The sequence below is a fragment of the Microbacterium testaceum StLB037 genome (assembly GCF_900104345.1).
GTDB classification, from domain to species: domain Bacteria; phylum Actinomycetota; class Actinomycetes; order Actinomycetales; family Microbacteriaceae; genus Microbacterium; species Microbacterium testaceum_A.
In genome coordinates, this window is sequence record NZ_FNJN01000003.1 from 77764 (window position 1) to 103610 (window position 25847).

Consider the following 25847-nt stretch of genomic DNA (forward strand, 5'->3'; position numbering starts at 1 on the left):
CCGCGCGTACGGTCGGCCTCGTCGGCGGTGCTGCCGGCATCCGTACGCCCCGGCTCTCACGAGGAGCCCGGGCCGCACTGGAGGGATGACGATGACGTACACCCAGACCCGAGGCTCTTCGACAGGACGAGCCGACGACCACGACGCCGTCGACGACGTGCTCCGCCTCCTCGAGCCGGACGGCTCCCGGATCGCCGACGACACCCTCGATCCCTGGGTCGCCGATCTCTCGCCGCACGAGTTGCGCGCCCTCCACCGCGACATGGTCCTCACCCGTCGGCTGGATGCCGAGGGCGTCGCCCTGCAGCGCCAAGGACAGCTCGCCCTCTGGGCACCGTGCCGTGGACAGGAGGCCACCCAGGTCGGCACAGCCCACGCCCTCGCCCCGGGAGACTTCGTCTTCCCCAGTTACCGCGAGCACGGAGTGCTGCTGGGCCGCGGTGCCAAGCCCGCTGACTACGTCCTGGCCTGGCGCGGCGAAGAGCACTCCGCCTACGACCACACCACCATCAACGCGGCGCCTCCCCAGATCATCATCGGCGCGCAGTCACTGCACGCCACCGGCTGGGCGATGGGCGCTCAACGCGACGGCTCGACCGACGTCGCCGTCGCGTACTACGGCGACGGGGCGACGAGCCAGGGCGACGTCAACGAGGCGATGGTCTTCGCCTCGTCGTTCCGCGCCCCCGTGGTGTTCGTGTGCTCGAACAACCAATGGGCTATCTCGGAGCCCGTCACCGTCCAAGCCAAGTACCCGATCGCGGGCCGGGCGCCGGGGTTCGGCATCCCGAGCCTCCGCATCGACGGCAACGACGCCCTCGCTTGCGTCGCGGCCATGCGCTGGGCCCTCGACCGCGCCCGTCGTGGCGAAGGACCCTCGTTCATCGAGGCCGTGACCTACCGCATGGGTCCGCACACCACGAGCGACGACCCCACGCGCTACCGCGACGCCGCCGAGGTCGACGAGTGGGCGCAGCGCGACCCGATCGCCCGGCTCGAGGCCTACCTGCGCGCCGAGGGGATGCTCGACGACTCCGGAACGGACGAGGTCGCCCGTGCCGCCGACGCTCTCGCCGCAGAGGTGCGCGCCGCGTGCATCGGGGCCACCACCCGGGCCCCCGAGACCATGTTCGACCACGTGTACGCGGAACCGCATGCAGCGGTCGAACGGCAGAAAGCCGAGTACATGGACTACCTCGCGGGGTTCGAGCAGGAGGGCGCGCGATGACTTCCCTCACCCTCGGGTCCGCGATCAACGCGGGCCTGTCTAAGGCGCTCGAGAACGACGACAAAGTCCTGCTCATGGGCGAGGACATCGGGAAGCTCGGCGGTGTCTTTCGCGTCACCGACGGCCTGCAGAAGCGCTTCGGCGCGCAGCGCGTCGTCGACACCCCGCTCGCCGAGGCCGGCATCGTCGGTACGGCCGTCGGACTCGCGCTGCGCGGCTACCGGCCCGTCGTCGAGATCCAGTTCGACGGCTTCGTCTACCCGGCCTTCGACCAGATCGTCTGCCAGGTCGCGAAGCTCCACTACCGCAGCAACGGTCGCATCCGGATGCCACTGGTCATCCGCATCCCGTGGGCCGGGGGCGTCGGCGCGGCCGAGCACCACTCCGAGTCGCCCGAGGCGTACTTCGTGCACACCGCCGGACTCCGCGTGATCGCCCCCTCGAACCCGCAGGATGCCTACGTCATGCTGCAGCAGGCGATCGCCTCCGACGACCCGGTGATCTTCTTCGAGCCCAAGCGCCTGTACCACTCCAAGGGTGAGGTCGACCTCGACGCCGACCTCGCCGACGCCCCGCCGATGCACCTCGCGCGCGTCGCCCGCGAGGGCACGGATGCCACGATCGTCACCTACGGCGCCCAGGTGCGCACCGCCCTCGATGCCGCCGTCGCCGCCGAAGACGACGGCATCTCGCTCGAGGTCATCGACCTGCGCTCGCTGTCGCCGATCGACATGAACACGGTCGCGGCATCCGTCCGCAAGACCGGACGCGTCGTCGTCACGCACGAGGCCGCGCGCGAAGCGGGAGTCGGCGCGGAGCTGATCGCGAGCATCACCGAGGAGTGCTTCCACTACCTCGAGACGCCGCCGCGGCGCGTCACCGGGCACGACATCCCCTATCCGCCGTCGAAGCTCGAGAAGCACCACGTGCCCGACCTGGATCGGATCCTGCACGCGGTGGACCTGGTGCTCGAGCGCGGTGCGGGCTCTTCGCCCACCGGCGGCGCATCCGCCGTGACCGTCGAAGGAGGCGTTCGATGATCGCGGAGTTCTTACTTCCCGACCTCGGCGAGGGCCTTCCCGAGGCCGAGATCGTGCAGTGGCATGTGGCCGAGGGCGACACGGTCACCCTCAACCAGACGATCGCCGAGGTCGAGACGGCGAAGGCGATCGTCGAGATCCCCTCGCCGTACGCCGGCACCGTGCAGGGTCTGCACGCCGCGGCCGGAGACGTCGTCGAGGTCGGATCGCCCCTGGTGTCGTTCGACCTGGGCGGGGCGGATGCCGCTACCCCGGCGGCCCCCTCTGCTGCGACGACCCGAGAGGCCGGGGCGGGCGCGGCCGTCGAGACGGTCGCCGACGCGCCGCTCGACGCTCCCGCCGACGACATCGCCGCCCGCGCGACCCCGAATCTCGTCGGGTACGGCGCCGCTCCGGCATCCGGCAACCGTCCGAAGCGACGCGCGCGCGGAGGCGGGACCGCGGTGATCGAGTCCGACCACGCCGTGCGCGAGGCCGCTCCGCACGACGTCGTCAAGACCGGGCCGATCGACTTGCCGCTCGAGCGTCCGCGCTCGACCCCGCCGGTGCGCAAGCTCGCGAAGGACCTCGGGGTCGACCTCGTGCTGGTCGCCGCCGCGCACCCGGGCGAGATGGTGACGCGCGGCCACGTCGAGGAGTTCGCGGCGCGCACTTCGGCGATGCCCGAGGTCACAGCATCCGCCGTAGTGCACCCCGGTGGGACGGTGGCGCGCGGCCCGGTGAGCGCGGCCACGGCCTCCGCCCCCGCTCCCACGTCGACGGTCCCCCCGACCAGCCTGTCCGGCGACCGGGTGACGCGCACGCCGATCCGCGGCGTGCGCAAGCACACGGCCGCGGCGATGGTGCAGAGCGCGTTCACGGCTCCGCACGCGACGACGTTCCTCACCCTCGACGTCACCGCGACGACCGAGCTGCTCGCCTCGCTCAAGACCGACCGCGCGCTCGACGGGCACCGCATCGGCGTGCTCGCGATCGTCGCGAAGGCCGTGTGCCTGGCGCTCGGGCGCACGCCCGCGCTCAACGCGAAGTGGGATGAGGCGGCGGGTGAGATCGTCGAGCACCACTACGTGAACCTGGGGATCGCCGCCGCGACCGATCGCGGTCTCGTGGTTCCGGTGATCCCGGATGCCGACCGGCTCGACCTCGTCGACCTCGCCGACGCGATCGCCGAGCTCGCCGCCACGGCTCGCGCCGGACGCACCGCTCCGGCCGCCATGACCGGAGGGACCTTCTCGATCACCAACGTCGGCGTGTTCGGAGTGGATGCCGGGACGCCGATCCTCAACCCCGGCGAAGCGGGAATCCTCGCGGTCGGCGCCGTGCGGCGCACGCCGTGGGAGCACCACGGCGAGATCGCCCTGCGCGACGTGCTGACCCTCAGCCTCTCGTTCGACCACCGTTTGGTCGACGGAGCCGAGGCGGCGCGATTCCTCACCGACGTCGCCGGCGTGCTGCGCGAGCCCGGGCGGGCGATGCTGCTGCGCTGAGCGAACCCCGCGGCGGTGAGTCCGTCGCGCGGTGCACCGACGGGGTGCCGAGGGAGTGGTCGCCCTCGGCACCTTTGTTCTGCTGCGGTTGCGGGCGGGTGCAGGCTCCGGGGCGCGCGTCGGGGAGTCAGGCCGTCAGCGCGGCCAGCGCCATGCGGGTCAGGGTCGGGCGCACGCGAGCCGCGGGCACGCCGCGCACGCTGTGCGGCGTCGAGTTGATCAGACCGAAGCACGCCAGGGCTCGCACGCGCCGCTCGGCGGGAGTTTCGGCATCGGGATGCGCGGTGGCGAGCGCCTCGGTCCACACGGCGACGTACGCGTTCTGCAGGCGGCGCACCGTGCGGCGGTCGTCGGGGGAGAGGCGGTCGAGGTCGCGGTCCTGCACGCGGATCACGTCGGCCTCGGCGAGCGCGAACGCGACGTGGAAGTCGACGAGCGCGCGGAGCACGGCGTCGGAGTCATCGGCACCATGCGGGGCGGATGCCTTGTATGCACGATCGCGGGGGGATTCGGCGACACGCCGGGTGGGGGTGGTCGCGGGCGGCGTGTCGGGCGGGGGCTCCGCGGATGTGTTCGCGGCGGCGGATTTCGCGACTCGGCGCCCGCCCTCGAGCAGCCGCTCGCTGACGTCGACGAGGATCGCACCGAGCAACGCCTGTTTGCCCGCGACGTGGCGGTATACCGCCGGCCCGCTCACCCCGGCCGCTTCGCCGATGTCGCCGAGGGTCACACCGTCGAAGCCGCGCTCGGCGAACAGGCGCGCCGCGGCGGCGAGCAGGGCGGCGCGACGATCGGCCTTCGCGCGGTCGCGGGCGGTGCCGGGGGAGCGGTCGGGCGCGGTGCCGGAGGAGTGGGCAGGCGTCGGGCGTGACGTGGGGTCAGGCGTATGACCCCTCACGCCTTCGCGGGCGGCGCCGACAGAGTCGTCCGGAGAGATGTCTTCGCGGGCGGGGGCGACCGCCGTCACCGTGTCAGCGCGCGCCGCGCCGGCGACCGCGGGGGGCTCGTCGTTCGCTCTTGTCATCGGCATCCGCTCGGACTAGCCTGGAATCTCAGTTAGCCAACATTAACTGAAAACCCCTCCGGCGGGAACGACCCCGACCGGAACGACGGTGCCGTCGACGATGCGGCACCGAGACGGAGCCGCCATGAGCACAGCACCGGTCACCGCGGCAGCGCCCGAGACGTCACAGAACGCCGCGCCCGCCGCCGCCCCCACCCAGCGCGACCTCGCGCAAGAGCTCCGCGTGACGCTCGCCACGGCCGCCCGCGGTGGGTCCGACGCCGCGCGAGAGCGTCACACCGCTCGCGGCAAGCTCCTCGCCCGCGACCGCATCGACCGACTTCTCGATGAGGGCAGCCCGTTCCTCGAGGTCGCCCCCCTCGCCGCTCACGGCCTCTACGACGGCGGGGCTCCCGGCGCGGGAGTCGTCGCCGGTATCGGCCTCGTGCACGGACGCCACGCCATGGTCGTCGCCAACGACGCCACCGTCAAGGGCGGGGCGTACTTCCCCCTGACGGTGAAGAAGCACCTGCGCGCGCAGGAGATCGCCCTCGACAACCGCCTGCCCTGCATCTACCTCGTCGACTCGGGCGGGGCGTTCTTGCCCATGCAGGACGAGGTGTTCCCCGACCGCGAGCACTTCGGCCGGATCTTCCGCAACCAGGCGCAGCTGTCGGCCCGCGGCATTCCGCAGATCGCCGCCGTCATGGGCTCGTGCACCGCGGGCGGGGCGTACGTCCCGGCGATGAGCGACGAGAGCGTGATCGTGCGGAACCAGGGCACGGTGTTCCTCGGCGGACCGCCCCTGGTGAAGGCCGCAATCGGCGAAGACGTCACCGCGGAGCAGCTCGGCGGCGGCGACCTGCACGCCCGCCGGTCGGGAGTGGTCGACCACCTCGCCGACGACGACGAGCACGCGCTCGAGATCGTCCGCGACATCGTCGCGACCTTCCCGCCGACCCCCGCGCCGGTCTGGCAGGTCGAGGCGCCGACCGATCCCGCACGCGACCCGCAGGAGCTCTACGACATCGTCCCCGCCGACGTCGCACAGCCCGTCGACATGCGCGCGATCATCGACACCCTCGTCGACGCGGGCACCCTGCACGAGTTCAAGGCGCTGTACGGCGAGAGCGTCATCACGACCTTCGCGCGCCTGCACGGGCACCCGGTCGCGATCATCGCCAACGACGGCGTGCTCTTCAGCGAGTCGGCTCTCAAGGCCGCGCACTTCATCGAGCTCGCCGATCAGCGCGGCATCCCCCTGCTCTTCCTGCAAAACATCACCGGGTTCATGGTGGGGCGGGATGCCGAGGCCGGAGGCATCGCGAAAGACGGCGCCAAGATGGTCACCGCCGTCGCGACCACCCGCGTCCCCAAACTCACGGTCCTCGTCGGCGGGTCGTACGGCGCCGGCAACTACGCCATGTGCGGTCGCGCGTACGACCCGCGGTTCCTCTGGAGCTGGCCCTCGAGCCGCATCTCGGTCATGGGGGGTGCGCAAGCGGCATCCGTGCTCTCGACCGTCACGCGCGACCAGCGCGCCGCGCGCGGGGAGGAGTGGACGGATGCCGACGACCAGGCCTTCCAGAAACCCATCCGCGACCGCTACGAAGAGCAGGGCAGTCCGTACTACGCCACCGCCCGGCTCTGGGACGACGGCGTGATCGACCCCGCCGACACGCGCACGATGCTCGGGCTTGCGCTCGATGTCGTCAGCCGGGTGCCGCTGGCCGACCGGGGCTTCGGCCTCTTCCGGATGTGAACATGAGCATTCCCCCCTTCTCCTGCGTTCTCGTCGCCAACCGCGGTGAGATCGCGCGCCGGGTGTTTCGGACGTTGCGGCGTCTCGGCATCCGCTCGGTCGCCGTCTTCACCGACGCGGATGCCGACGCGCCCCACGCCCGCGAGGCCGATCACGCGGTGCGCGTGCCCTCGTACCTCGACGTCGACGCGGTGGTCGAAGCCGCCGTGTCGTCGGGGGCGGACGCCGTTCACCCGGGCTACGGCTTCCTCAGCGAGAACGCCGGCTTCGCCCGCGCGTGCGCCGCGGGCGGAATCGTGTTCGTCGGCCCCGGAGTTGAGGCGCTCGAGGTGATGGGCGACAAGATCCGCGCCAAGGAGCACGTCGCCGCGCATGACGTGCCCACGGTGCCGGGATTCTCCGCGACGGGGCTGAGCGACGACGAGATCGCCGCTGAGGCCGACCGCGCCGGATACCCCCTGCTCGTGAAGCCCTCCGCCGGTGGGGGCGGCAAGGGCATGACCGTGGCCACCGGTCCCGCCGACCTCTCCGACGCCCTCGCGACCGCGCGCCGCGTCGCCGCCGCGGCCTTCGGCGACGACACCCTGCTGCTCGAGCGGCTGCTGGAGCGTCCGCGCCACATCGAGGTGCAGGTTCTCGCCGACACGCACGGCACGACCCTCTCGCTCGGCGAGCGCGAGTGCACCCTGCAGCGGCGGCATCAGAAGGTGATCGAAGAGGCTCCCTCACCCGTCGTCGACCCCGCCACCCGTGCCCGCCTGGGCGAGGCCGCCGTCGCCGCCGCCCGCAGCGTCGAATACCTCGGCGCGGGAACCGTGGAGTTCCTCGTCGCGGGCGACCGGCTCGACGAGCCGTTCTTCATCGAGATGAACACGCGCCTGCAGGTCGAGCACCCCGTGACCGAGATGGTCACCGGCATCGACCTCGTCGAGCAGCAGCTGCGGGTCGCGGCGGGCTTCGCGCTCGAGCTCGGCGAGATCCGCCTCGACGGTCACGCGATCGAGGCGCGCGTGTACGCCGAGACGCCCGCCCGCGGATACCTCCCGGCGACCGGGACCGTGAGCCTGTGGCATCCGGGATCCGCCCGCGTCGACAGCGCCGTCGAGACCGGCAGCGTCATCAGCTCGCTGTACGACCCGATGATCGCCAAGGTCATCGCACACGGCCCCGACCGCAAGACGGCCCTCGCCCGACTCGACGCGGCCCTCGCCGACACGGTCGTGCTCGGCGTCGACACGAACATCGCGGATCTTCGCGCCCTGCTGGCCGACCCGGCCGTGCGCGCGGGCGACCTCGACACGGGGTTGCTCGATCGGCGGGGGACTCCGGAGGCTCCGGAACCGTCGCAGGCCGCGCTCGCCGCCGTGGCGCAGAGAGCCGCGGATGCCGGGACCCCGGCCGACGGCTCCGTCTGGGGACGCGTCGGGGCGTGGCGGGCCGGGGGAGCGGCGGCCGCTCGCCCGGTGTCGCTCGAAGACGACGCCGGGCAGGTGCACGCGGTGGCGCCCGCGTCTGGCAGGGCCGTGGTCGTCGGGGGCCCGAATGAGTACTGGGTGCACGCCGACGGGGGAGCGCACCGGTTGCGAGTCGTGTCGCGGCGAGATGCCGCCCAGCGCCGCCGGACCGCCGCGGGCCGCGCGCCCGGGGCCGTCGATCCCGACCTGGTCGCCCCTCTCCCCGGAACCGTCGTCGCCGTGCACGTCGTCGATGGAGACAGCGTCGAGGCCGGCGCCCGGCTCCTCACGATCGAGGCGATGAAGATGGAGCACACGGTCGTGGCCCCGCACGCCGGGACGGTGCGGCTGCGCACCTCCGCGGGCTCGCAGGTCGCGCGAGACGCGGTGGTCGCGACGGTGAGCCCTGAGATCCCCCAGTCCCACGATTCCGCCGGCAGCCCGGCATCCCACCCCGCTTCATCCCACAAGGAGACCCTCTCGTGAGCATCGACAGCCAGCAGGTATTCACCGACGACGAGCGCGAACTGAGCGCGATGGTGCGCGAGTTCGCCGACGAGGTGATCGCGCCACGCTCGTACGAAGCCGACCGCGCGCACCAGCTGCCCCTCGACCTCGTTGAGCAGATGGGCGACCTGGGACTGTTCGGTCTGCCGTTCCCCGAAGAGGTCGGTGGCCAGGGCGGCGACTACGCGAGCCTGTGCGTCGCGATCGAGGGGGTGGCGCGCGTCGACCAGTCGATGGCCATCACGCTGGAAGCAGGCGTCGGCCTCGGCGCCATGCCGATCTACCGTTACGGCACCGACGCGCAGAAGGCGGAGTACCTTCCCGACCTCGTCGCCGGTCGCGCGCTCGCCGGATTCGGACTCACCGAAGCCGAGGCCGGCAGCGACGCCGGCGCCACCCGCACGACCGCGAAGCTCGAGGGCGGCGAATGGGTCATCGACGGGACGAAGCAGTTCATCACCAACTCCGGCACCGACATCACCCGATTCGTGACCGTCACCGCGGTTACCGGCCGCACCGACGCGGGCCGCCCCGAGATCTCGACGATCATCGTGCCCAACGGCACGCCCGGCTTCACCGTGGGTCCCGCGTACGACAAGGTCGGTTGGAACGCCTCCGACACGCATCCGCTCACCTTCGACGGCGTGCGAGTTCCCGAGGCGAACCTGCTCGGCCAGCGCGGGCACGGGTTCAAGAACTTCCTCCGCACCCTCGACGAGGGCCGCGTCGCGATCGCCGCCCTCGCCACCGGCGCCGCCGAGGGCTGCCTCGAAGCCGCCGTCGACTACGCCCGCAGCCGCACCGTCTTCGGCGAGCGCCTGTCGACGCGCCAGAACATGCAGTTCCTGCTCGCGCGCATGCACGCCCGCGTGCACACCGCCCGCCTCGCGTGGGTGCACGCCGCGCGCCTGTGCGACGCCGGCAAGCCCTTCACGGTCGACGCCGCCGTCGCGAAGATGACCGCGAGCGACGCCGCCATGGCGAACGCGCGCGACGCGACCCAGGTGTTCGGCGGCAACGGCTTCATCAACGAGTACCCGGTCGCGCGGCATTACCGCGACTCGAAGATCCTCGAGATCGGCGAGGGCACGACCGAGGTGCAGCTCATGGTGATCTCGCGTGCGCTGGGGCTCACGGGTACCGTTGCGGCATGATCGAGCAGCGCGGCCTGTATCTGGAGGAGTTCGTCGTCGGTGAGAAGTACGCGCACCGTCCCGGGCGGACGGTGACGGATGCCGACAACGTCGTGTTCACGACCCTGACGATGAATCCGCAGGCCCTGCACCTCGATGCGGCGTACGCGGCGACCCAGCCGTTCGGTCGTCCGCTGGTGAACTCGATGTGGACGCTGTCGACCCTCGTGGGGCTCTCGGTGGGGCAGCTCACCCAGGGCACGCTCGTCGCGCAGCTCGGGCTGACCGACGTGAGCTTCCCGGCTCCGCTGTTCGTCGGTGACACCCTGATCGCCGAGACCGAGATCGTCTCGGTGCGCCCCTCCGCGTCGAGGCCCGGTCAGGGGATCGTCGTCATGGAGCACACCGGACGCTCGCAGAACGACGAGGTGGTCGCCACCGCGACCCGCACGGTACTGGTGTGGGCGCAGGAGGCGGCGGCGTGAGCGGGGCCCTTCCCGAGCCGTGCGGCGCGTTCGACGAGGGCCCCGCGGGTATCTCCGCGGTGCTGCGGGGGTGGGCGGCGTGAGCGCATCGTTCTCGCTCGGTCCCGCACTCCTGTTCGTACCCGGCGACCGGCCGGAACGGCTGTCGAAGGCTCTCGAGCGGGCGGATGCCGCGATCCTCGACCTCGAAGACGCCGTCGCCCCGGATGCCAAGGCTCACGCCCGCGCGGAGTTGATCGCCGCCGACCCCGACCCCGAACGCGTCATCGTGCGGGTCAACGGACCCGAGACGCCCGACTTCGCGCTCGACCTCGACGCCCTCGCCGAGACCCGCGTGCGGCGCGTGATGGTCGCCAAGGCCGAGGATCCTGCCGCGCTCGCGCGGCTCGAGGGGTACGAGGTGATCGCCCTGTGCGAGACGGCTCGTGGGGTGGTCGCCGCCGAGCAGCTCGCCGCCCTGCCGCAGGTGATCGCGCTCATGTGGGGTGCCGAAGACCTCGTCGCGAGCCTCGGCGGAACTTCGAGCCGCAGCGACGACGGCGGGTATCGCGACGTCGCACGCCTCGCGCGGGCTCGGGTGCTGCTCGCCGCCGGAGCCTTCGGCAAGCAGGCGATCGACGCCGTGCACGTCGACATCGCCGACCTCGACGGCCTCTCGGACGAGGCGCGGGATGCCGTGGCATCCGGATTCGCCGCCACCGCGTGCATTCACCCGGGGCAGGTCGCGACCATTCGCGAGGCGTACGCGCCACCCGCCGAGCAGGTCGCGTGGGCGCGTGGGGTGCTCGCTGCGGCCGAGGGGAAGCGGGGAGTGTTCCGTTTCGAGGGGCGCATGATCGATGAGCCGATCCTGCGCCACGCCCGGTCGCTCGTCGCGCGGGCGGAAACCTCTTAGCTGGCGACGCCGGCGTAGGCCAGCATCTCCCAGCGGTCGCCGTCGAGTCGGAACGTCGTCGCCGAGCAGTTCGGCAGACGCTCGCCCTCGCGGGGGAACTCGCCGTCGGTGGCGAACATGATGACCTCGCGGATGAGCGCCCCGTGCGCGACGGCGATCACGTCGACGCCGTCGTGGGCGGATGCCACGGCCTCGGCGAGCGCGGCCAGCGCGCGCTCGCGCACGACCGGCCAGGTCTCGGCGCCGGGCACATCGGCCGCGTGCCAGGGGCCGTAGGTGTCGGAGAACGTGGGCGCGTCCATGCCCTCAGCCTCGCCGTACGAGCGCTCCTGCAGGCCGGGGAGGCGCAGGGTCACCGACATGCCCAGGGCCGCAGCGATGATGTCGGCCGTCTCGGCCGCGCGACCCAGGTCGCTCGAGACGACGACGACCTCACGGCCGGCGTACTCCGCGGCGAGGGTCTCGGCGATGCCGCGTGCTTGCAGACGACCGGTGTCGTTCAGGGGGATGTCGGTCGACCCCTGAATGCGTCCCTCGTAGTTCCACGCCGTCTCGCCATGCCGCACCAGAGTCAGAATCGTCACGCGTCGAGCCTAACCGGCGGGGGCGGAGCCAGCCCCCACGGCGGCGCCCGCGCGCGACGGGGCCGTGCGAGACCCTGTCGTTCCGGACGGGGCCGGGCCCGATCACCCGAGGGGTGGTCGGGGGCGTCCTCGGGGCAGTCGATCGGGTGCACGATCACGGGTTTCGTGCCGAGATCGTAGACGCGGCAGGCGCGTCCCCAATCGGGGCGGGCGGTGAGATCCAGGGGACCGCCCTTCCCCCAGTGGTAGTACGCCGCGACCGAGATCGCGTCGTCCGTTGCCGAGAGGAGCGACCATCCATACGGGCTCTCGTTCGCCCTCCCCGCGATGACACCCTGCTGCAGCGCCGCCGACACCGCGTCCATGCGGTCGGGTGCGATGGCGGTGACCGAGATCGCCGTCAACAGGCCGTGGTCGGCGAAGCCCGCCGCCTCCTCGTCCTCGAGGACGCCGGGTGGTTCGCCGACGAGGCGTCCCACGGCGATCACGGTCGCGAGAGCGACGAGCAGCAGGACGACCTTCCGGCGCGGACGGCCCACCGGCGTCGCCTGCCGGGGTTTCCTGGGCGCGGTCACGACCCGACGCCCCGACGACGAGCCGGAGCGCGAGTCATCAGAGCAGCCCCGGCAGCCGATCGGCGAACGCCCGCAGCACGTGTGTCGTGCCCCCGTCGATCTTGACCGCCGCGCGCTGGTCGGCGCGCGTCTCGCCGCGATTGACGATGACCACGGGGAGGCGCTTGCGTCGCGCCCGCTCGACGAGCCGGATGCCCGAGTTGACCACCAGGGACGAGCCGGCGACGACCAGCGCATCGCTGGTGTGCACGAGCTGCTCCGCCTCGCGGAACTTCTCGACCGGGATGTACTCGCCGAAGAACACGACATCGGGCTTGAGCGTGCCCTCGCACACCGAGCACACCGGCACGACGAAACCGTCGGCGCTCGCCGGGGTGACATCGCCGTCGGGGCCGAGCTCGACATTCTCGGGGAGCGAGATCCAGGGGTTGTCGGCCTCGACGCGTTCGGCCAGGTCGCGGCGGTCGAACACCTGCCCGCACTGCAGACAGCCGACGCGGCGCATCGTGCCGTGCAACTCGACGACGCGTCCGCTGCCGGCCCGTACGTGCAGACCGTCGACGTTCTGCGTGATCACGCCGTTGGCGACTCCGGCGGACTCGAGATCGGCGAGGGCGCGATGACCGTCGTTCGGCTGCGCGGCGGCGAACACCTTCCACCCCAGGTGGCTGCCCACCCAGTAGCGGCGGCGCGCGTCGGCACTCGAGAGGAACTGCTGAGCCGTCATGGGCGTGCGCGTCGGCGCCCCCTTGCCCCGATAGTCGGGTATCCCCGAATCGGTCGACACGCCCGCGCCCGTGAGGACGGCGATCTTGCGCCCGGCGAGGACCTCGACGGCGCGATCGATGGATGCCGAGAACTCGGCGTCCTGCGTCGTGTCGGTCATGCACACCTCCGTCCCGTCGAGTCTATGGCGGGGCGCCGACACCGGCTCGCGCCGGCAGCCCCTCCTCCCGTCCCGTCGACGGGTCCGTGTCGCGGGGAGGAGCGCGCGAAAGGGAGACTGGGGGAATGAGCTCCTTCCCCCGGCCCGCCATGCTCGACGTCACCTCCCTCCGCCGCGTGCGTCCCTGGGGCGGTGATCTCGTCGACATCGCCATCGACGGGGGACGGATCACCGCGATCACCCCCGCCGCCGCCGACCCCATCGGCATCCGGGAATTCGACGGACGCGGGCTGCTCGCCCTGCCGGGGCTCGTGAACGCCCACGCGCACGTGGACAAGTCGTGGTGGGGACTGCCGTGGCAGTCGTACGGCGGCGAGGGGTCGACCGAGGGGCGCATCCGACACGAACGGGAGCAGCGCGAGGCGCTCGGCATCCCCTCGCTCGAGCGCTCCGCGTTCGTGCTCCGCGAGCTCGTCCGCCAGGGAACGACCGCGATCCGCACCCACGTCGACGTCGACAACGGGGTGGGCCTGCGCGGGATCGAGGCGGTCGAAGAAGCCGCCGCCGCCTACGGGGGCGCCCTCGACGTGCAGATCGTGGCCTTCCCGCAGGATGGGGTGCTTCGACGCCCGGGTGTCCTCGAGCTGCTGCGCGAGGCCGCAGGCCGCGACAGCGTCACGGGGATCGGCGGTCTCGACCCCGCGTCGATCGACCGCGACCCGGTGGGACAGATCGACGCCCTGACCGCGCTCGCCGCCGACACCGGGGTCGACCTCGACATCCACCTGCACGACGCGGCCGAGCTCGGCGCGTTCCAGATCGAGCTGCTCATCGAGCGCACGCAGCGCCTGGGACTCGGCGGACGGGTGAACATCGCCCACGGGTTCGCCGTCGCCCAGCTCGACCCCGCCCGCCGGCGCGACCTCCTCGCCGCGATGGGCGCGGCCGGCGTATCGATGACCACCGTCGCCCCGCTGCGGCTGGCGCAGCTTCCCCTCGCCGAGCTCGACGCGGCCGGTGTCCGGCTGGGGCTCGGCACCGACGGCATCCGGGATCTCTGGAGCCCCTTCGGCACCGGCGACACGCTCGGCATCGCCTGGCAGTACGCCCGCGCGGGAGGGCTCGTGCGCGACGAGGAGCTGCTCCGCGTCGTCGAGCTCGCTACCCGCGCGGGTGCGTGGGCGGTCGGTCGAGAGGTGCACGACCTCGTCCAGGGAGCCCGCGCAGACATCGTCCTCGTGGATGCCGAGAACCCCATGGATGCGCTCGTGCGTCAGCCCGAGCGGGCCCTGGTGATCGCCGGGGGTCGGGCGCTGCACGTGGCGTGAGGTCTGGCGCGCGGGCTGCTGGCACCATGGGGGGATGCCCGTCATCCCCCTCGACTCCGCCGCCGACCCGCGCCTCGCCGACTATCGCGATCTCACCGACGTGTCGCTGCGGCGGGTGTCGGAGCCGGCTGGCGGGCTCTACATCGCCGAGTCCTCGAAGGTCCTCGATCGCGCCCTTCGCGCGGGGCACCGGCCGCGCTCCGTCCTCGTGCAGGAGAAGTTCCTCGCCGATGCGCTCGCGCTCGTCGGTGAGGACGCCGAGGTCTACGTCGTCCCGGCCGAGGTCGCCGAACGGGTGACCGGATACACCGTGCACCGGGGGCTCCTGGCGTCCATGCATCGCCCCGCGCTGGCATCCGTCGAAGAAGTCGTGCGCGACGCCCGGCTCGTCGTCGTTCTCGAAGACGTGGTCGATCACACCAACATCGGAGCGGCGTTCCGTTCGGCGGCGGCCCTCGGCGCCGACGCGGTGCTCGTCACCCCGCGCTGCGCCGACCCGCTGTACCGACGCAGCGTCCGCGTCAGCATGGGCACCGTGTTCCAGGTGCCGTGGACGCGACTGCCGGAGTGGTCGGATGCCGCCCCCCTGCTGCACGACGCCGGATTCCACCTCGCCGCACTCGCGTTGTCGGACGACGCGGTGACCCTCGACGCCTTCTCTGCCGCGGGGCACGAGCGCGTCGCCCTGCTGATGGGATCCGAGGGCGATGGACTCAGCCGGGGCGCGCTCGCCGCGGCGGACACCGTCGTGACGATCCCGATGGCCGGGGGAGTGGACTCGCTCAACGTCGCCGCGGCGAGCGCGGTGGCGCTGTGGGAACTTGGACGGGGACGCCGGGCCTGAGGCGGGGGATTTCGAACCGGCTCAGCCGGTCGGGTCATCGAACCCGCCCGCACGCATGCGGAGCTCCGACGCGGCAGCGGCGCTCACGCGCTGGTCGGGGTCGGCGCCAAGCGCCGCGAGCAGATCGTCGGGCAGATCGCTCTCGCCGACCAGGAACCACCTCTCGACGACGCTTCCGTCCGCGGCGACGCGGCGGTCGCGGGCGGCGTCGCGCGGCAGGCCCTCGGGCGGGGAATCCTCCCGTTCGATCGCGAGGTGCAGATGCGGAGGGAGCGCGTCGGGGCCGATCTGCGCCTCCGGCGCCGTGAACAGTTGCACGACGACACCCCGGCCGCGCCACTCGAGCCAGTCGATCTGCTCGTCGTCCCACCGCGGGTCGTCGGCGTTCCAGCCCGACCAGTCCGGCCCCTCGGTGTCGAAGGCCCATCGTTGCGGCTCGGCGTTGAGCGTCTCGGCGATCGCGAGCGCGTCGCGGCGCACGTCGGAAAGCTCCCCGTCGCGGAACACCGACAGGTTCGGCGGCCACGCCGACGACACGACATCCCACCCCGCGGCGCTGAAGCGACCGCTTTCGACCTCGGGCGCCCACCCGGTGTCGGCGAGGGTCTCGGCGAGCGCATCGGCGTCTCGCAGGAGGGTGTCGGCGTCGGCCACGCGCAGCAGGGCGACGACCGCGTCGGGAAGGGCGTGCACGGGCGTCACGCCTGCGTCTCGCGGGAGCCCGCGGCATCCCGACCCGGGGCGAGGGTCACCACCGGAAGCGGCTCGGGACGCTTGGGCTGGATGTGGTCGCCGGACGACTGGTGTCGCAGACGCCGCAGCACCCAGGGCACGAGGTACTCGCGCGCCCACACGAAGTCCTTCTCGCGGGCGGCGCGCCACGTCGTGATCGCCCTGGTCTCGGCCTTCATCGGCTCGAGGTCGTTGGGCACGTTGAGGGCCCGCAACACCATGCGGGCGACCTCGTGATGACCGAGGGAGTTGTAGTGCAGGCGATCGTCGTCGAAGAAGCGCATGTCCTGCACCTCTTTGAGGCCCCACTGGTCGGCGACCACGCAGTCGTAGCGGTCGGCGATCGAGCGGATGTTCTCGTTGTAGATCGCGACCTTGCCCCGGATGCCGCGGAACACCGGCGTGAACTCGGTGTCGATCGCCGTGAAGACGACGATGGTGGCCCCGCTGGCGCGCAGACGCGCGACGGCGTCTTCGAATTGCCGCGACACGGCATCGGGATCGCTGCCCGGGCGGATGACGTCATTTCCGCCCGCGGAGATGGTGATGAGGTCGGGTTTGAGCGCGAGCGCCGGCTCGATCTGGTCGGCGACGATCTGCGCGATGAGCTTTCCGCGCACCGCGAGGTTGGCGTAGGCGAAATCGTCGACCTGCGCGCCGAGGACCTCGGCGACCCGGTCGGCCCACCCGCGGTGACCGCCGTCGGGCAGTGGGTCGCCGATTCCCTCGGTGAACGAGTCGCCGAGGGCGACGTAGCGCCGCCAGGGGTGGGGGCCGGGGTTGTCGGACGCGGACGGGGTGCGGGGCGAATGCGGATCGAGTGTCATCGAAACCTCCGGCTTCCACGGTACCCCCGGCCTCCGACACCGCGAGAGAGCGGGCGCGCGAGGTAGCGGCATCCGCGTGGCCGGTCGCGCAGGAACGCGATCCCGTCGCGTGAACGAGTGCTCCTCGCGTGAGCGTGCGCGGGTCACGTCCCCGCGCGACCCACCGGCGTCCGGCCTCCCGGGGGACATCCATAAACGCGATTTCGTCGGATAAACGCCGTCTGCACGCGTTTCTCGGTACGAATCGCGTTTATGGCCGGTGGTGCGACGTATCCGCCTCCGGGTCGGGCGTGGCGGGCTCCGCTGTCGCCTATCGTGGATGTTCGCGCTCGCGAAGGATGGAGGTTCGATGCTGGAAGAAGAAGCCCGCACCTCGGCCCTCCCGCACACGAGCCCGGCCGCCGAAGCGGTGACTCCGCGCATCGCCTCTCCCGGCCCGGTCGCGAGCCCCGGCCCGGTTGCCAGCCCGGGTCCCGTTGCCAGCCCGGGTCCCGTTGCCAGCCCGGGTCCCGTCGCCAACCCCGGTCCGGTTGCCACTCCCGGTCCAGTCACGAGCTCCTCCGCGCCCGCCGTCCCGGCATCCGCGCCCGCCGACGCGGCCCCCGTCGTCGACCCGTCCCACGCGACCGCGCCCGTCGCCGACGAACCGGCGCCCGGGGCGATTCCCGACCCTGCTCTCGACGGGGTCGAGCCGCACTTCGGCTCCTTCGCCGCCGAGCACCTCTCGCCGTCGTTCCCGCAGCGCGCGCCGTGGGGAACCGCGCAGCGCCTGCGCGCCTGGCAGGCCGAGGCGCTGGATCAGTACTTCGGCTCCGACGGGCCCGACGGCGTCGGCAAGGGTCCGCGCGACTTCCTCGCGGCGGCCACCCCGGGCGCCGGTAAGACGACCTTCGCCCTTCGTCTCGCGTCCGAGCTCATGCGTCGTCGCGTGGTCGACCGCATCGTCGTCGTCGCCCCCACCGAGCACCTCAAGACCCAGTGGGCCGAGGCGGCCGCGCGTGTCGGCATCCGGCTCGATCCGTTCTTCTCCAACCGGCACGCCACGCCCTCGCGGCAGTACCACGGCGTCGCGGTCACGTACGCGCAGGTCGCGGTGAAGGCCGAGGTGCACCAGCGCCTCACCATGGATGCCCGGACCCTCGTGATCCTCGACGAGGTGCACCACGGTGGCGACGCGCTCAGCTGGGGCGACGCCCTGCGCGAGGCCTACAACCGCGCGACGCGCCGCCTGCTGCTGTCGGGAACCCCGTTCCGCAGCGACACCGCGCCCATCCCGTTCGTGGAGTACCACCCGAACTCGAAGGGCATCCGCCTCTCGCGCACCGACTACGCCTACGGCTACCGCCGTGCCCTCGACGACGGGGTCGTGCGCCCCGTCTTCTTCCTCGTCTATGCCGGTCAGATGCGCTGGCGCACCAAGGCGGGCGAGGAGATGGAGGCCCAGCTCGGCCAGGACAACACCAAGGACATCACCTCGCAGGCCTGGCGCACGGCGCTCGATCCGAACGGCGACTGGATCCCCGCGGTCCTGCGCTCCGCCGACCGCCGCCTCACCGAGGTACGCGAGACGGTTCCGGATGCCGGTGGCCTGGTCATCGCGACGGATCAGACCGCCGCGCGCGCCTACGCCGCCATCCTCGAGGACATCAGCGGTGAGAAGGTCACCATCGTGCTCTCGGACGAGGCCGAAGCATCGGGACGCATCGAGACGTTCTCGAAGGGCACGAGCCGCTGGATGGTCGCCGTGCGCATGGTGTCCGAGGGCGTCGACGTCCCGCGCCTCGCCGTCGGCGTGTACGCCACGAGCGCGTCGACGCCGCTGTTCTTCGCCCAGGCCATCGGCCGTTTCGTGCGCGCACGCCGCCGCGGTGAGACCGCGAGCGTGTTCCTGCCGAACGTCCCGCAGCTGCTCGCCCTCGCCGGCGAGATGGAGGCGCAGCGCGACCACGCCCTCGACCGTGACAGCGACGCGGAAGACCAGTGGAACGCCGAAGAAGACATGATGGATGCCGCCGAGCGAGAGGACAAAGCCTCCGACGCGCTCGAGCAGGAATTCGAGTACCAGGCGCTCGGCTCGCTCGCGCACTTCGACCGCGTGCTGTTCGACGGGCAGGAGTTCGGCCAGCTCGCGGTTCCGGGAACCATCGAGGAGGAGGAGTTCCTCGGCATCCCGGGTCTTCTCGAACCCGAACAGGTGCACGAGGTGCTCATGTCGCGGGCGACGCGGCAGTCGCGCCACCGCTCCACCCGCGAGGCGACCGAGAAGGAGAGCGGTGAGCCGCCCTCGGTCGACGACGGCGGGCTCCCGGCGCCTCTGCACCGCACCCTCAAGGAGCAGCGCCAGTTGCTCAACACGATGGTCGGTCTGTACGCCCGCCAGAGCGGCGAGCCGCACGGCCTGGTGCACGCCGAGCTCCGCCGCATCTGCGGCGGCCCCGCCGTCTCGCACGCGACGGTCGCGCAGCTGCAGGCGCGCATCGACGTGCTGCGCAAGCGCGTGCACTCCTGACCCGGATCCGGAACGGCTCGGCCCCGCCCCGCCTCCCCGCCGCCCGCGACCCCCGGTTTCGCGACCCCGAAATGCTGGCACCGAGCCCTCGGCATCCGCGTCTTTCCGGCCTTCGGGGGGCCGAAATGCTGTCAGTGTGGGCCGACGCGCCCGAGGGGGTGAACCCGCCTCACTACGGTGGGGACGACCCGAAGGAGCACCCGTGACGACCCCCGCCACACCCACCGCCCGCGATCGCCGCCGCTGGGCGCGCTATCTCGTCGACGAACGCGCCGAGGCGCGCGTGTACCGCGAGCTCGCCTCGCGCCGCACCGGGGAGGAACGCGACATCCTGCTCGCCCTCGCCGAGGCCGAGGGCCGCCACGAGCAGCACTGGGTCGATCTCCTCGGCGAAGCGCCCAAGCGCCTGCCCGCGCCGGGCATCGGCACCCGCCTCCTGGCGTGGATGGCCCGCCGCTTCGGCTCGATCTTCGTGCTCGCCCTCGCGCAGAACGCCGAGGCCCGCTCGCCCTACGCCGACGAGCCCTACGCGACCCCCGCGATGGCCGCCGACGAACGCGTGCACCACGAAGTCGTCCGCGGTCTCGCCGCGCGCGGGCGCCGACGCCTCTCGGGCACCTTCCGCGCCGCCGTCTTCGGTGCGAACGACGGTCTCGTGTCGAACCTCGCCCTGGTGATGGGCGTCGGGGCGACCGGCGTGGCCCCCAGCTTCGTGCTCTTCAGCGGTATCGCGGGCCTGCTCGCCGGCGCCCTGTCGATGGGCGCGGGGGAGTTCGTCTCGGTGCGGTCGCAGCGCGAGCTGCTCGAAGCCACCGAGGAGAGCGACTTCGCCGACTCCGCTCTTCCTCACCTCGACCTGGATGCCAACGAGCTCGCGCTCGTCTACCGCACGCGCGGTATGGACCCGGATGCCGCTCTCGACAAGGCCCGCGACGTGGTCACCGCGGCGCAGGCCGGTACCGCACCCGCCGCGGCCGCACCGGGGGAGTCGTCGCACGAGGTCGTCGGCAGCGCCTGGGGTGCGGCCCTGTCGAGCTTCCTGTTCTTCGCCTCGGGCGCGATCATCCCGGTGCTGCCGTGGATCTTCGGCATGGCCGGCTTCCCGGCCGTGGCCCTCGCCCTGGGTCTCGTCGGCATCGCGCTGATCGGGACCGGCGCCATGGTCGGTCTGCTCTCCGGCGCCTCGCCGATCAAGCGCGGACTCCGCCAGCTCGCGATCGGTTTCGGCGCGGCCGCGGTCACCTACGTGCTGGGTCTGTTGTTCGGCGTGTCGGCGGGCTGACGCGCGAGCATGCATCGCGCGCCGGCGCGGTGCCGGGCGCGGTTCAGGCCTTGTGCGGCCGGGCCGGGCCGGGGCACGGCGGGCGGATGGGCCGGTGCGCCGCGGAAGGCGGGGGAGCCGCGCACGGCCGGGCCCGGCAACCGCGCGCGCCGCGCCGCGCGCGCGGCCGTCAGCCCCGGCTCGCCGCGGCGACGCGCGCCGCTTCGCGTTCCGCGCTGACGTTCTTGCGTCCCGCACGTGATCCGGCGAGCTTCGCGGCGATGTGCTCGCTCACCGTCACGGGGTCGTACAGCGCGGGAGAGTCGGCCGAGACGAAGTGCGGCAGCGGGGCGATCACCGCGTCGGCGTTGCCGTCGTGGAAGAACGCCGCCGAGCGGCGGCGCTCGATCGTTCCGTCGATCACGGGCGGCTTCACCCGGTGCAGGGTCGACATCCACCGGTCGTTGGTCAGGCGGGCCGCGACGTCGCCGAGGTTGACGAGCAGTGCCCCGCGGGCGGGCGAGACGTCGTTCCACGAGCCGTCGAGCCCGAGGACCTGGAGACCCGCGACCTGATCGGCCCACAGGACGGTGACCAGACCGAAGTCGGTGTGCTCGCCCATCCCCGTGAGCTCGGCGCCGAGCTCGATCTCTCCGGGCGGAAGGGCGTAGTTGTTCAGGCGCAGCACGTCGATCGAGTGATCCGTGACGTCGTCGAAGAAGTCGTCGCGCACGCGCAGGGCGGCCGCGAAGATGCGTGTGAGGGTATGGGCGACGCGCCGGGCCTCGTCGTAGTACGAGCGGACCGACGGCTCGAAGACCCTCGTCTCGCGGGGCCAGGTGTTCTCGGCGTAGTCGGCGGCCGTCGCCGTGCTGCCGGGGTACTCGGCGGCCGAGGCGCCCACGTTGAACGCCTCGAAGAAGTCGTTCATACGCGTCACCGGGTCCACGCCGAGGCTGTAGCTCAGCGACTCGCTCTTGGGCGGGCTGTAGCCGCGGTTCTCGGACGCGGGTCGCACGTACGCCTTCTTCGCCTCGAGGGGCAGGGCGAAGAACTCGTCGAGCGCGTCTTCGAGATCATGCATCACGGCATCCGGGATGCCGTGCCCCACCACTTGCATGAAGCCCACGGTGCGACAGGCGTGGTCGACGGCGGCGACCACGGCCGCTCGCGCGTCGGGGGAGCCGGGACCCACCCAGGCGGACATGTCGATCGTCGGGACGGAGAATGCGGGCATGCTCCGACGCTAAGCGGCCGATGTCACGCTCGTATTACCGCGGGGTCACGGGATGCGCGACGGCACCGGCATCCCGGCATCCCGGACCGTCACTCCCGATCGGCGGGGCCGTGTCCACGGTGGCCGCAGGAGTCGAGCGATCCCAGCTCGACGAGGTTGTTCGTGATGGCGTAGATCAAGACCTGCACGCGATCTCGCACCCCCCACTTCGACATCACGCGACCGAGGTTCGCCTTGACCGTCGGCTCGGCGAGATGCAGTTCCCGCGCGATCTCGGCGTTCGAGCGGCCGTGGGCGATGGCCTTCACGATCGAGAGCTCGCGCGGGGTGAGGGGCTCGGGGCGTGCGACCGTGACCGATTCCTCAGCGGGGTTGTCGCGGAGGGAGAGGATCAGGTCTCGCGTGAGGCGCGGCGACATCGCCGAACGCCCTGCGGCCACTTCTCTGATGGCGTTCAGGATGTCGTCGGGATCGGTGTCCTTCACCAGATAGCCGGATGCTCCGGCCCGCAGGGCGGGTACCACGTGCCGCTCCGTCGAGAAGGTGGTGACAGCCAGCACTCGGACCTCGGAGGTGACACGCATGATGCGACGGGTCGCTTCGATGCCCGATACCCGCGGCATCTGCAGATCCATGAGGACCACGTCGGGAAGCAATTGTGCGGCGAGGGCGACCGCTTCGTCGCCGTCCGTGGCTTCCCCGACGACCTCCATGTCACCGCTCGTGTCGACGAAGATTCGCAGCGCGTGGCGGACGAGCTTCTCGTCGTCGGCGATGAGCACTCGGATCGCTTGCATTTCGACCACTCTAGACGGCGGGCCCGCGGCCGAGACGATACGAAAGTATCCCTCTCGGTATCCCTTCGTCTGCGGCGCGATCGGGGCTGCTCGGCGAGTGTGGACGGGGCATTCGCACCGAGGAGGAACCATGTTCGACGTCTTCACCCTGTTCGCTTCGCACGTGGCCCCGGCCGGGCCGATCATGACGGAGCTCTGCAGGTTCTTGCGTATCTGCGCCTGATCCGTCGATCGGAGCGGTCATGATGGGACGGTGAACACCACTGCACCGGGCGCGTCCCACGATCGTGCGCGGTCACCGGCAGAGAGGGTCTCCGGGTTCACGCGTCTTCCTCGACGGGGGCGCAACGCCCTGCTCGTCCTGCTGGGGCTCGTCCTGGTCGTCGATGTCTCCCTCTACCTGAGCGAACCGGACCAGACGTGGCGGAGCATCGCGCTCGGTCTCGCGGCCACGCTCGCCACCGCGCTCTTCGCCTGGTGGCCGCCGGCGGCGGTCGTGATGTTGTCGCTGACCGCCCTCCTGGAGACCGCGACGAACGAGGGCGGACCGCAGCTGCTCCATCTCGTGGTCGTCGCCGGCCTGGTCGTCTACACCTGTCCCGGGTGGTTCATCGGCGCCTATGTCGTGTGCACCGTCGCCCTCGCGGGACTCACGGCGACGGTTCCGGGTGCTTTCTCGAGTGCGGCTCTGCCCGTGCTGGCCATGGTGATGGTCGTGTCCGCCGGCATCGGTTGGGCGTTGCGCACAGCCCACCGACGCGTGCGTCGGTTCGCCAGAGACATCGAGCAGCTCGAGCAGGCGCGCCGGGAGGCGATCCACGTCGAACGCGAGCGGATCGCCGACGAGCTGCACGACATCATCGCCCACGACGTCACGCTGGTGTCGATGCACGCCCGGGTGCTCGAACGTGTCGACGATCAGGCCCTGCGCGAACAGTCCATCAGAGCCATCCGCTCCAGTGCGGACCAGGCTCTCGCCGATATCCGGCGGATGCTGCGTATCGTCCGTGACGACCGGCCGGGCACCCCGGCGGATCACGGCGCTCACGCCAGCGTGGCGAGTGCTCTCGACGAGGTCACGTCGGCCCTGCGTCGTCTGGGCGCCCAGGTGACCGTGCGCGCGCGCCTCGCGGCGGAGATGTCGGCTGCGATCGAGCAGACGATCGTTCACGTCCTCCGAGAGGGCGCCACCAACATCGCGAAGCATGGTGCGGGGGCTCCTGTGGTGTCCGTCGTCGTCGAGACCGTCGACGACGAGATCCGCGTCGAGCTGACGAACACCGTCGGTGACGTCGCACGAGCGCCGTACGTGCCATCGTCCGGATACGGTCTGGATCGGTTGCGCGAGCGGGTCACGCTCCTCGATGGTCAGCTCGTGTCCGAGTCGCGCTCGGGGTCCTGGGTTCTCCGCGTCCACCTCCCGCTCCGGTGAGGCTGTCGCGCCTTCACCGACGTCCGACCTCACGAAACCGGTCCGTGAAGGGGACGGCCGATACGGGAGCTCCCTCGGATGCCGCATTGGTCCGCAGTCGCCGGTACATCGAGGCGTACCCCGTCGAGCAGGAGAGCAGCACGTCGTGGGGCGCCGGTCCGTGGACCGTTCCGTGCTCGGCATCCACGTAGACGATCCTGTCGGCCGCATGGATCGCGGCGAGGCTGTGCGAGATCAGGATCGTCGTCATCCGCCCACGTCGCTCCTCGATGGCGCGGAGGACGGCGTGCTCACCTTCGGCGTCGAGGGATGCCGCGGGCTCGTCCGCCAGGAGCACGGACGGGGCGCCGCGAAACGCTCGCGCGAACGCGAGACGTTGCCACTGGCCGATGGACAGTTGCTCCGCCCCGGCGAACCGGCGACCGAGGCGGGTGTTCCATCCCCGTGACAGAGACCGCACGTGGTCGTCCATCTCCACCGATCGCAGCGCCTCCCGCACGGCGATCTGATCGTCGAACTGTTCGATTCGTCCGAACGCCACGTTGTCGTATGCGGGCAGTTCGTACTTCACGTAGTCCTGGAAGACCACGCCGATGGACGCATTCAGCTCAGCGCTGTCGAACTCGTCCGCGGGGGCGCCGTCGAATCGCACCGCCCCGCCCGTGGGTGCGTATACCCCGGCCACCAGCTTCAGCAGGGTGGACTTCCCGCTGCCGTTCGCTCCGACGACCACCGAGCAGAGGCCGGCGGGAAAGACCACGTCGACGTCGCTCAACACCACGCGATCGGTCCCGGGGTACGTGAAGCTCACGGCCTCGCAGTGGATCTCGGGAGCCTGCCCGAGGGCTCGGTGCGAGGTCGGGGCGGCGTGGGGACGCGACGCCGAATCGAGGTACCCGAAGACGTTGCCCGCATAGAGCGAGCTCTGGTACACCGCAGCGATCCCCCCGAGGGTGGAGAGAGTGATGCCGTACAGGGTGTTCATCCCCTGAACGAATCCGGTGAGCACGCCGAGGCTGTTCCCGGCGGGATCGTGTGCAACGGCCACCACCACGAGGCCCAATGCGACGCAGGTGAGGACGATGCCGAAGACGTCCGCACTCGCCACGGCGAGGTGGTTCTTCCGCAATGCTGCCGCGTCCTGCTGCAGGAGATCTTCGAGCACACGGCGGAACCGCCCTCGCAGAACGTCCCCGAGGCGATAGTGCGCGATCTCCTTGTGAGAGTGATCGCTCATCGTGAGCGCTTGCAGGTAGGCCGAGAAACGTCGCCGTTCGGACTGGCGGATGTCGAGATCCCATCGCTTGCGTCCGTACACCGCGGCCGCGATGGCCCCCGGAACGGGGGAGACCAGGATGAGAAGAGCGGCGATCGGCATCCAGGCGATCAACGCTCCCGCCACCGCGGCGATCGACACGACCGACGCGACGAGTTCGACGGCGTCGCCGGGGAGGGCCGACACGCGTCCGGACTGCACCTCCTGCAGCGCGCGTTTCGCACGGTTGTAATGATCAGCGTCCTCGTAGTCGCACTGCGACATCGACAGTCCCGCGCCCATGGTGTCGTCGGCGAGACGTTGCCGCACCTGCAATTCGGCGCGCGACAGCACATATTGCGCGACAGCGGTCATCCCGCGCCCGATCACCTGCGCGGCCAGAAGGGCCGCCAGCGGCGCACCGACGGTGAGCAGCGCCCGATCCGCGGAGACGGCGCCGGTGAGCAAGCCGGCGGCGGCATTCACGACGGCGGCGGTGAACAGGACCTGCGCGCCCGGGACGAGAGCAGCGATCCAGCTCACGACCGCTCCGATCGAATGGCGCAGGGGGTCCAGACGCCAGACG

The 25847-nt window shown here is 71.6% G+C and carries 22 protein-coding genes; 13 read left to right on the top strand and 9 right to left on the bottom strand.

All coding sequences use genetic code 11. From position 1 onward, the window contains the following. Positions 1 to 91: 91 nt before the first annotated feature. From pdhA to BLS25_RS06610, 3 genes are read left to right on the top strand one after another with little or no spacing between them, the layout of a single operon-like run. Positions 92 to 1228 (top strand): pyruvate dehydrogenase (acetyl-transferring) E1 component subunit alpha, encoded by a 1137-nt coding sequence (gene pdhA, locus BLS25_RS06600; protein WP_056232422.1) that lies wholly within the window; start codon positions 92 to 94, stop codon positions 1226 to 1228. Continuing rightward, on the top strand, positions 1225 to 2268 hold the full coding sequence (locus BLS25_RS06605) for an alpha-ketoacid dehydrogenase subunit beta (protein WP_056232049.1): 1044 nt from the start codon (positions 1225 to 1227) through the stop codon (positions 2266 to 2268). The genes pdhA and BLS25_RS06605 overlap by 4 nt, the downstream gene beginning before the upstream one ends. Further along, positions 2265 to 3755, top strand: coding sequence for a dihydrolipoamide acetyltransferase family protein (locus tag BLS25_RS06610; RefSeq protein ID WP_074694873.1), 1491 nt, complete (start codon positions 2265 to 2267; stop codon positions 3753 to 3755). The genes BLS25_RS06605 and BLS25_RS06610 overlap by 4 nt, the downstream gene beginning before the upstream one ends. A 127-nt stretch (positions 3756 to 3882) precedes the next feature. Here the strand turns inward: BLS25_RS06610 and BLS25_RS17145 are convergent, their stop codons facing one another. Next, positions 3883 to 4533: a TetR/AcrR family transcriptional regulator gene (locus BLS25_RS17145; protein WP_442586994.1), complete on the bottom strand. Its 651-nt coding sequence runs from the start codon at positions 4531 to 4533 to the stop codon at positions 3883 to 3885. Between the two features lie 370 nt (positions 4534 to 4903). Between BLS25_RS17145 and BLS25_RS06620 the strand changes: the two genes are divergently transcribed. From BLS25_RS06620 to BLS25_RS06640, 5 genes are all read left to right on the top strand, one after another. Continuing rightward, a complete protein-coding gene (locus BLS25_RS06620; protein ID WP_074694874.1) occupies positions 4904 to 6520 on the top strand; it encodes a carboxyl transferase domain-containing protein in 1617 nt (538 codons plus the stop codon). Positions 6521 to 6522: 2 nt separating this feature from the next. Next, entirely contained in the window at positions 6523 to 8460 is a 1938-nt protein-coding gene (locus BLS25_RS06625; protein ID WP_074694875.1) for an acetyl/propionyl/methylcrotonyl-CoA carboxylase subunit alpha, read from the top strand. Then, a complete protein-coding gene (locus tag BLS25_RS06630) occupies positions 8457 to 9635 on the top strand; it encodes an acyl-CoA dehydrogenase family protein (protein ID WP_056232034.1) in 1179 nt (392 codons plus the stop codon). The genes BLS25_RS06625 and BLS25_RS06630 overlap by 4 nt, the downstream gene beginning before the upstream one ends. Next, positions 9632 to 10099 (top strand): MaoC family dehydratase, encoded by a 468-nt coding sequence (locus BLS25_RS06635; RefSeq protein ID WP_056232031.1) that lies wholly within the window; start codon positions 9632 to 9634, stop codon positions 10097 to 10099. Before BLS25_RS06630 ends, BLS25_RS06635 begins: the two co-directional genes overlap by 4 nt. Positions 10100 to 10178: 79 nt before the next feature. Next, the gene (locus BLS25_RS06640; RefSeq protein ID WP_074695151.1) at positions 10179 to 10994 is read left to right on the top strand and encodes an HpcH/HpaI aldolase/citrate lyase family protein; all 816 of its coding nucleotides are present in this window, start codon (positions 10179 to 10181) and stop codon (positions 10992 to 10994) included. Here BLS25_RS06640 and BLS25_RS06645 read toward each other — a convergent pair. The 3 genes from BLS25_RS06645 to BLS25_RS06655 form a co-directional block, all read right to left on the bottom strand. Then, positions 10991 to 11578 carry a histidine phosphatase family protein gene (locus BLS25_RS06645; protein ID WP_074694876.1) on the bottom strand — a complete coding sequence of 196 codons (588 nt, stop codon included), beginning with the start codon at positions 11576 to 11578 and terminating at the stop codon, positions 10991 to 10993. The genes BLS25_RS06640 and BLS25_RS06645 overlap by 4 nt on opposite strands. Next, positions 11575 to 12117, bottom strand: a complete 543-nt coding sequence (locus BLS25_RS06650) for a hypothetical protein (RefSeq protein WP_074694877.1) — start codon at positions 12115 to 12117, stop codon at positions 11575 to 11577. The genes BLS25_RS06645 and BLS25_RS06650 overlap by 4 nt, the downstream gene beginning before the upstream one ends. A 73-nt stretch (positions 12118 to 12190) precedes the next feature. Continuing rightward, complete coding sequence (locus BLS25_RS06655; RefSeq protein WP_056232018.1) at positions 12191 to 13039, bottom strand: Sir2 family NAD-dependent protein deacetylase; 849 nt, start codon at positions 13037 to 13039, stop codon at positions 12191 to 12193. A gap of 125 nt (positions 13040 to 13164) precedes the next feature. Between BLS25_RS06655 and BLS25_RS06660 the strand changes: the two genes are divergently transcribed. Continuing rightward, positions 13165 to 14367, top strand: coding sequence for an amidohydrolase family protein (locus BLS25_RS06660; protein ID WP_074694878.1), 1203 nt, complete (start codon positions 13165 to 13167; stop codon positions 14365 to 14367). A 34-nt stretch (positions 14368 to 14401) separates the two neighbouring features. Continuing rightward, positions 14402 to 15211, top strand: coding sequence for a TrmH family RNA methyltransferase (locus BLS25_RS06665; protein ID WP_074694879.1), 810 nt, complete (start codon positions 14402 to 14404; stop codon positions 15209 to 15211). Between the two features lie 21 nt (positions 15212 to 15232). Here the strand turns inward: BLS25_RS06665 and BLS25_RS06670 are convergent, their stop codons facing one another. Together BLS25_RS06670 and BLS25_RS06675 are read right to left on the bottom strand one after the other, a co-directional pair. Continuing rightward, positions 15233 to 15913 carry a hypothetical protein gene (locus BLS25_RS06670; protein ID WP_074694880.1) on the bottom strand — a complete coding sequence of 227 codons (681 nt, stop codon included), beginning with the start codon at positions 15911 to 15913 and terminating at the stop codon, positions 15233 to 15235. Then, on the bottom strand, positions 15910 to 16770 hold the full coding sequence (locus BLS25_RS06675) for an SGNH/GDSL hydrolase family protein (protein WP_074694881.1): 861 nt from the start codon (positions 16768 to 16770) through the stop codon (positions 15910 to 15912). Before BLS25_RS06675 ends, BLS25_RS06670 begins: the two co-directional genes overlap by 4 nt. 349 nt (positions 16771 to 17119) lie before the next feature. Between BLS25_RS06675 and BLS25_RS06680 the strand changes: the two genes are divergently transcribed. Then, entirely contained in the window at positions 17120 to 19279 is a 2160-nt protein-coding gene (locus BLS25_RS06680) for a DEAD/DEAH box helicase family protein (RefSeq protein ID WP_256335551.1), read from the top strand. A 202-nt stretch (positions 19280 to 19481) separates the two neighbouring features. Next, positions 19482 to 20561, top strand: a complete 1080-nt coding sequence (locus BLS25_RS06685) for a VIT1/CCC1 transporter family protein (protein WP_056231992.1) — start codon at positions 19482 to 19484, stop codon at positions 20559 to 20561. 169 nt (positions 20562 to 20730) lie between these two features. Here the strand turns inward: BLS25_RS06685 and BLS25_RS06690 are convergent, their stop codons facing one another. Together BLS25_RS06690 and BLS25_RS06695 are read right to left on the bottom strand one after the other, a co-directional pair. Beyond that, positions 20731 to 21777 carry an isopenicillin N synthase family dioxygenase gene (locus BLS25_RS06690; protein ID WP_074694882.1) on the bottom strand — a complete coding sequence of 349 codons (1047 nt, stop codon included), beginning with the start codon at positions 21775 to 21777 and terminating at the stop codon, positions 20731 to 20733. Between the two features lie 89 nt (positions 21778 to 21866). After that, positions 21867 to 22574, bottom strand: a complete 708-nt coding sequence (locus tag BLS25_RS06695; RefSeq protein WP_074694883.1) for a response regulator — start codon at positions 22572 to 22574, stop codon at positions 21867 to 21869. 253 nt (positions 22575 to 22827) lie between these two features. Between BLS25_RS06695 and BLS25_RS06700 the strand changes: the two genes are divergently transcribed. Next, complete coding sequence (locus BLS25_RS06700) at positions 22828 to 24006, top strand: sensor histidine kinase (protein ID WP_074694884.1); 1179 nt, start codon at positions 22828 to 22830, stop codon at positions 24004 to 24006. 13 nt (positions 24007 to 24019) lie between these two features. Here the strand turns inward: BLS25_RS06700 and BLS25_RS06705 are convergent, their stop codons facing one another. Beyond that, positions 24020 to 25804: an ATP-binding cassette domain-containing protein gene (locus BLS25_RS06705; protein ID WP_143017848.1), complete on the bottom strand. Its 1785-nt coding sequence runs from the start codon at positions 25802 to 25804 to the stop codon at positions 24020 to 24022. Between the last annotated feature and the right edge of the window lie 43 nt (positions 25805 to 25847).

Coding starts and splice junctions, on each gene's coding strand:
- pdhA (WP_056232422.1), top strand. CDS start 92: ATGACGTACACCCAGACCCGAGGCTCTTCGACAGGACGAGCCGACGAC.
- BLS25_RS06605 (WP_056232049.1), top strand. CDS start 1,225: ATGACTTCCCTCACCCTCGGGTCCGCGATCAACGCGGGCCTGTCTAAG.
- BLS25_RS06610 (WP_074694873.1), top strand. CDS start 2,265: ATGATCGCGGAGTTCTTACTTCCCGACCTCGGCGAGGGCCTTCCCGAG.
- BLS25_RS06620 (WP_074694874.1), top strand. CDS start 4,904: ATGAGCACAGCACCGGTCACCGCGGCAGCGCCCGAGACGTCACAGAAC.
- BLS25_RS06625 (WP_074694875.1), top strand. CDS start 6,523: ATGAGCATTCCCCCCTTCTCCTGCGTTCTCGTCGCCAACCGCGGTGAG.
- BLS25_RS06635 (WP_056232031.1), top strand. CDS start 9,632: ATGATCGAGCAGCGCGGCCTGTATCTGGAGGAGTTCGTCGTCGGTGAG.
- BLS25_RS06655 (WP_056232018.1), bottom strand. CDS start 13,039: ATGACCGACACGACGCAGGACGCCGAGTTCTCGGCATCCATCGATCGC.
- BLS25_RS06660 (WP_074694878.1), top strand. CDS start 13,165: ATGAGCTCCTTCCCCCGGCCCGCCATGCTCGACGTCACCTCCCTCCGC.
- BLS25_RS06665 (WP_074694879.1), top strand. CDS start 14,402: ATGCCCGTCATCCCCCTCGACTCCGCCGCCGACCCGCGCCTCGCCGAC.
- BLS25_RS06675 (WP_074694881.1), bottom strand. CDS start 16,770: ATGACACTCGATCCGCATTCGCCCCGCACCCCGTCCGCGTCCGACAAC.
- BLS25_RS06680 (WP_256335551.1), top strand. CDS start 17,120: ATGCTGGAAGAAGAAGCCCGCACCTCGGCCCTCCCGCACACGAGCCCG.
- BLS25_RS06690 (WP_074694882.1), bottom strand. CDS start 21,777: ATGCCCGCATTCTCCGTCCCGACGATCGACATGTCCGCCTGGGTGGGT.
- BLS25_RS06695 (WP_074694883.1), bottom strand. CDS start 22,574: ATGCAAGCGATCCGAGTGCTCATCGCCGACGACGAGAAGCTCGTCCGC.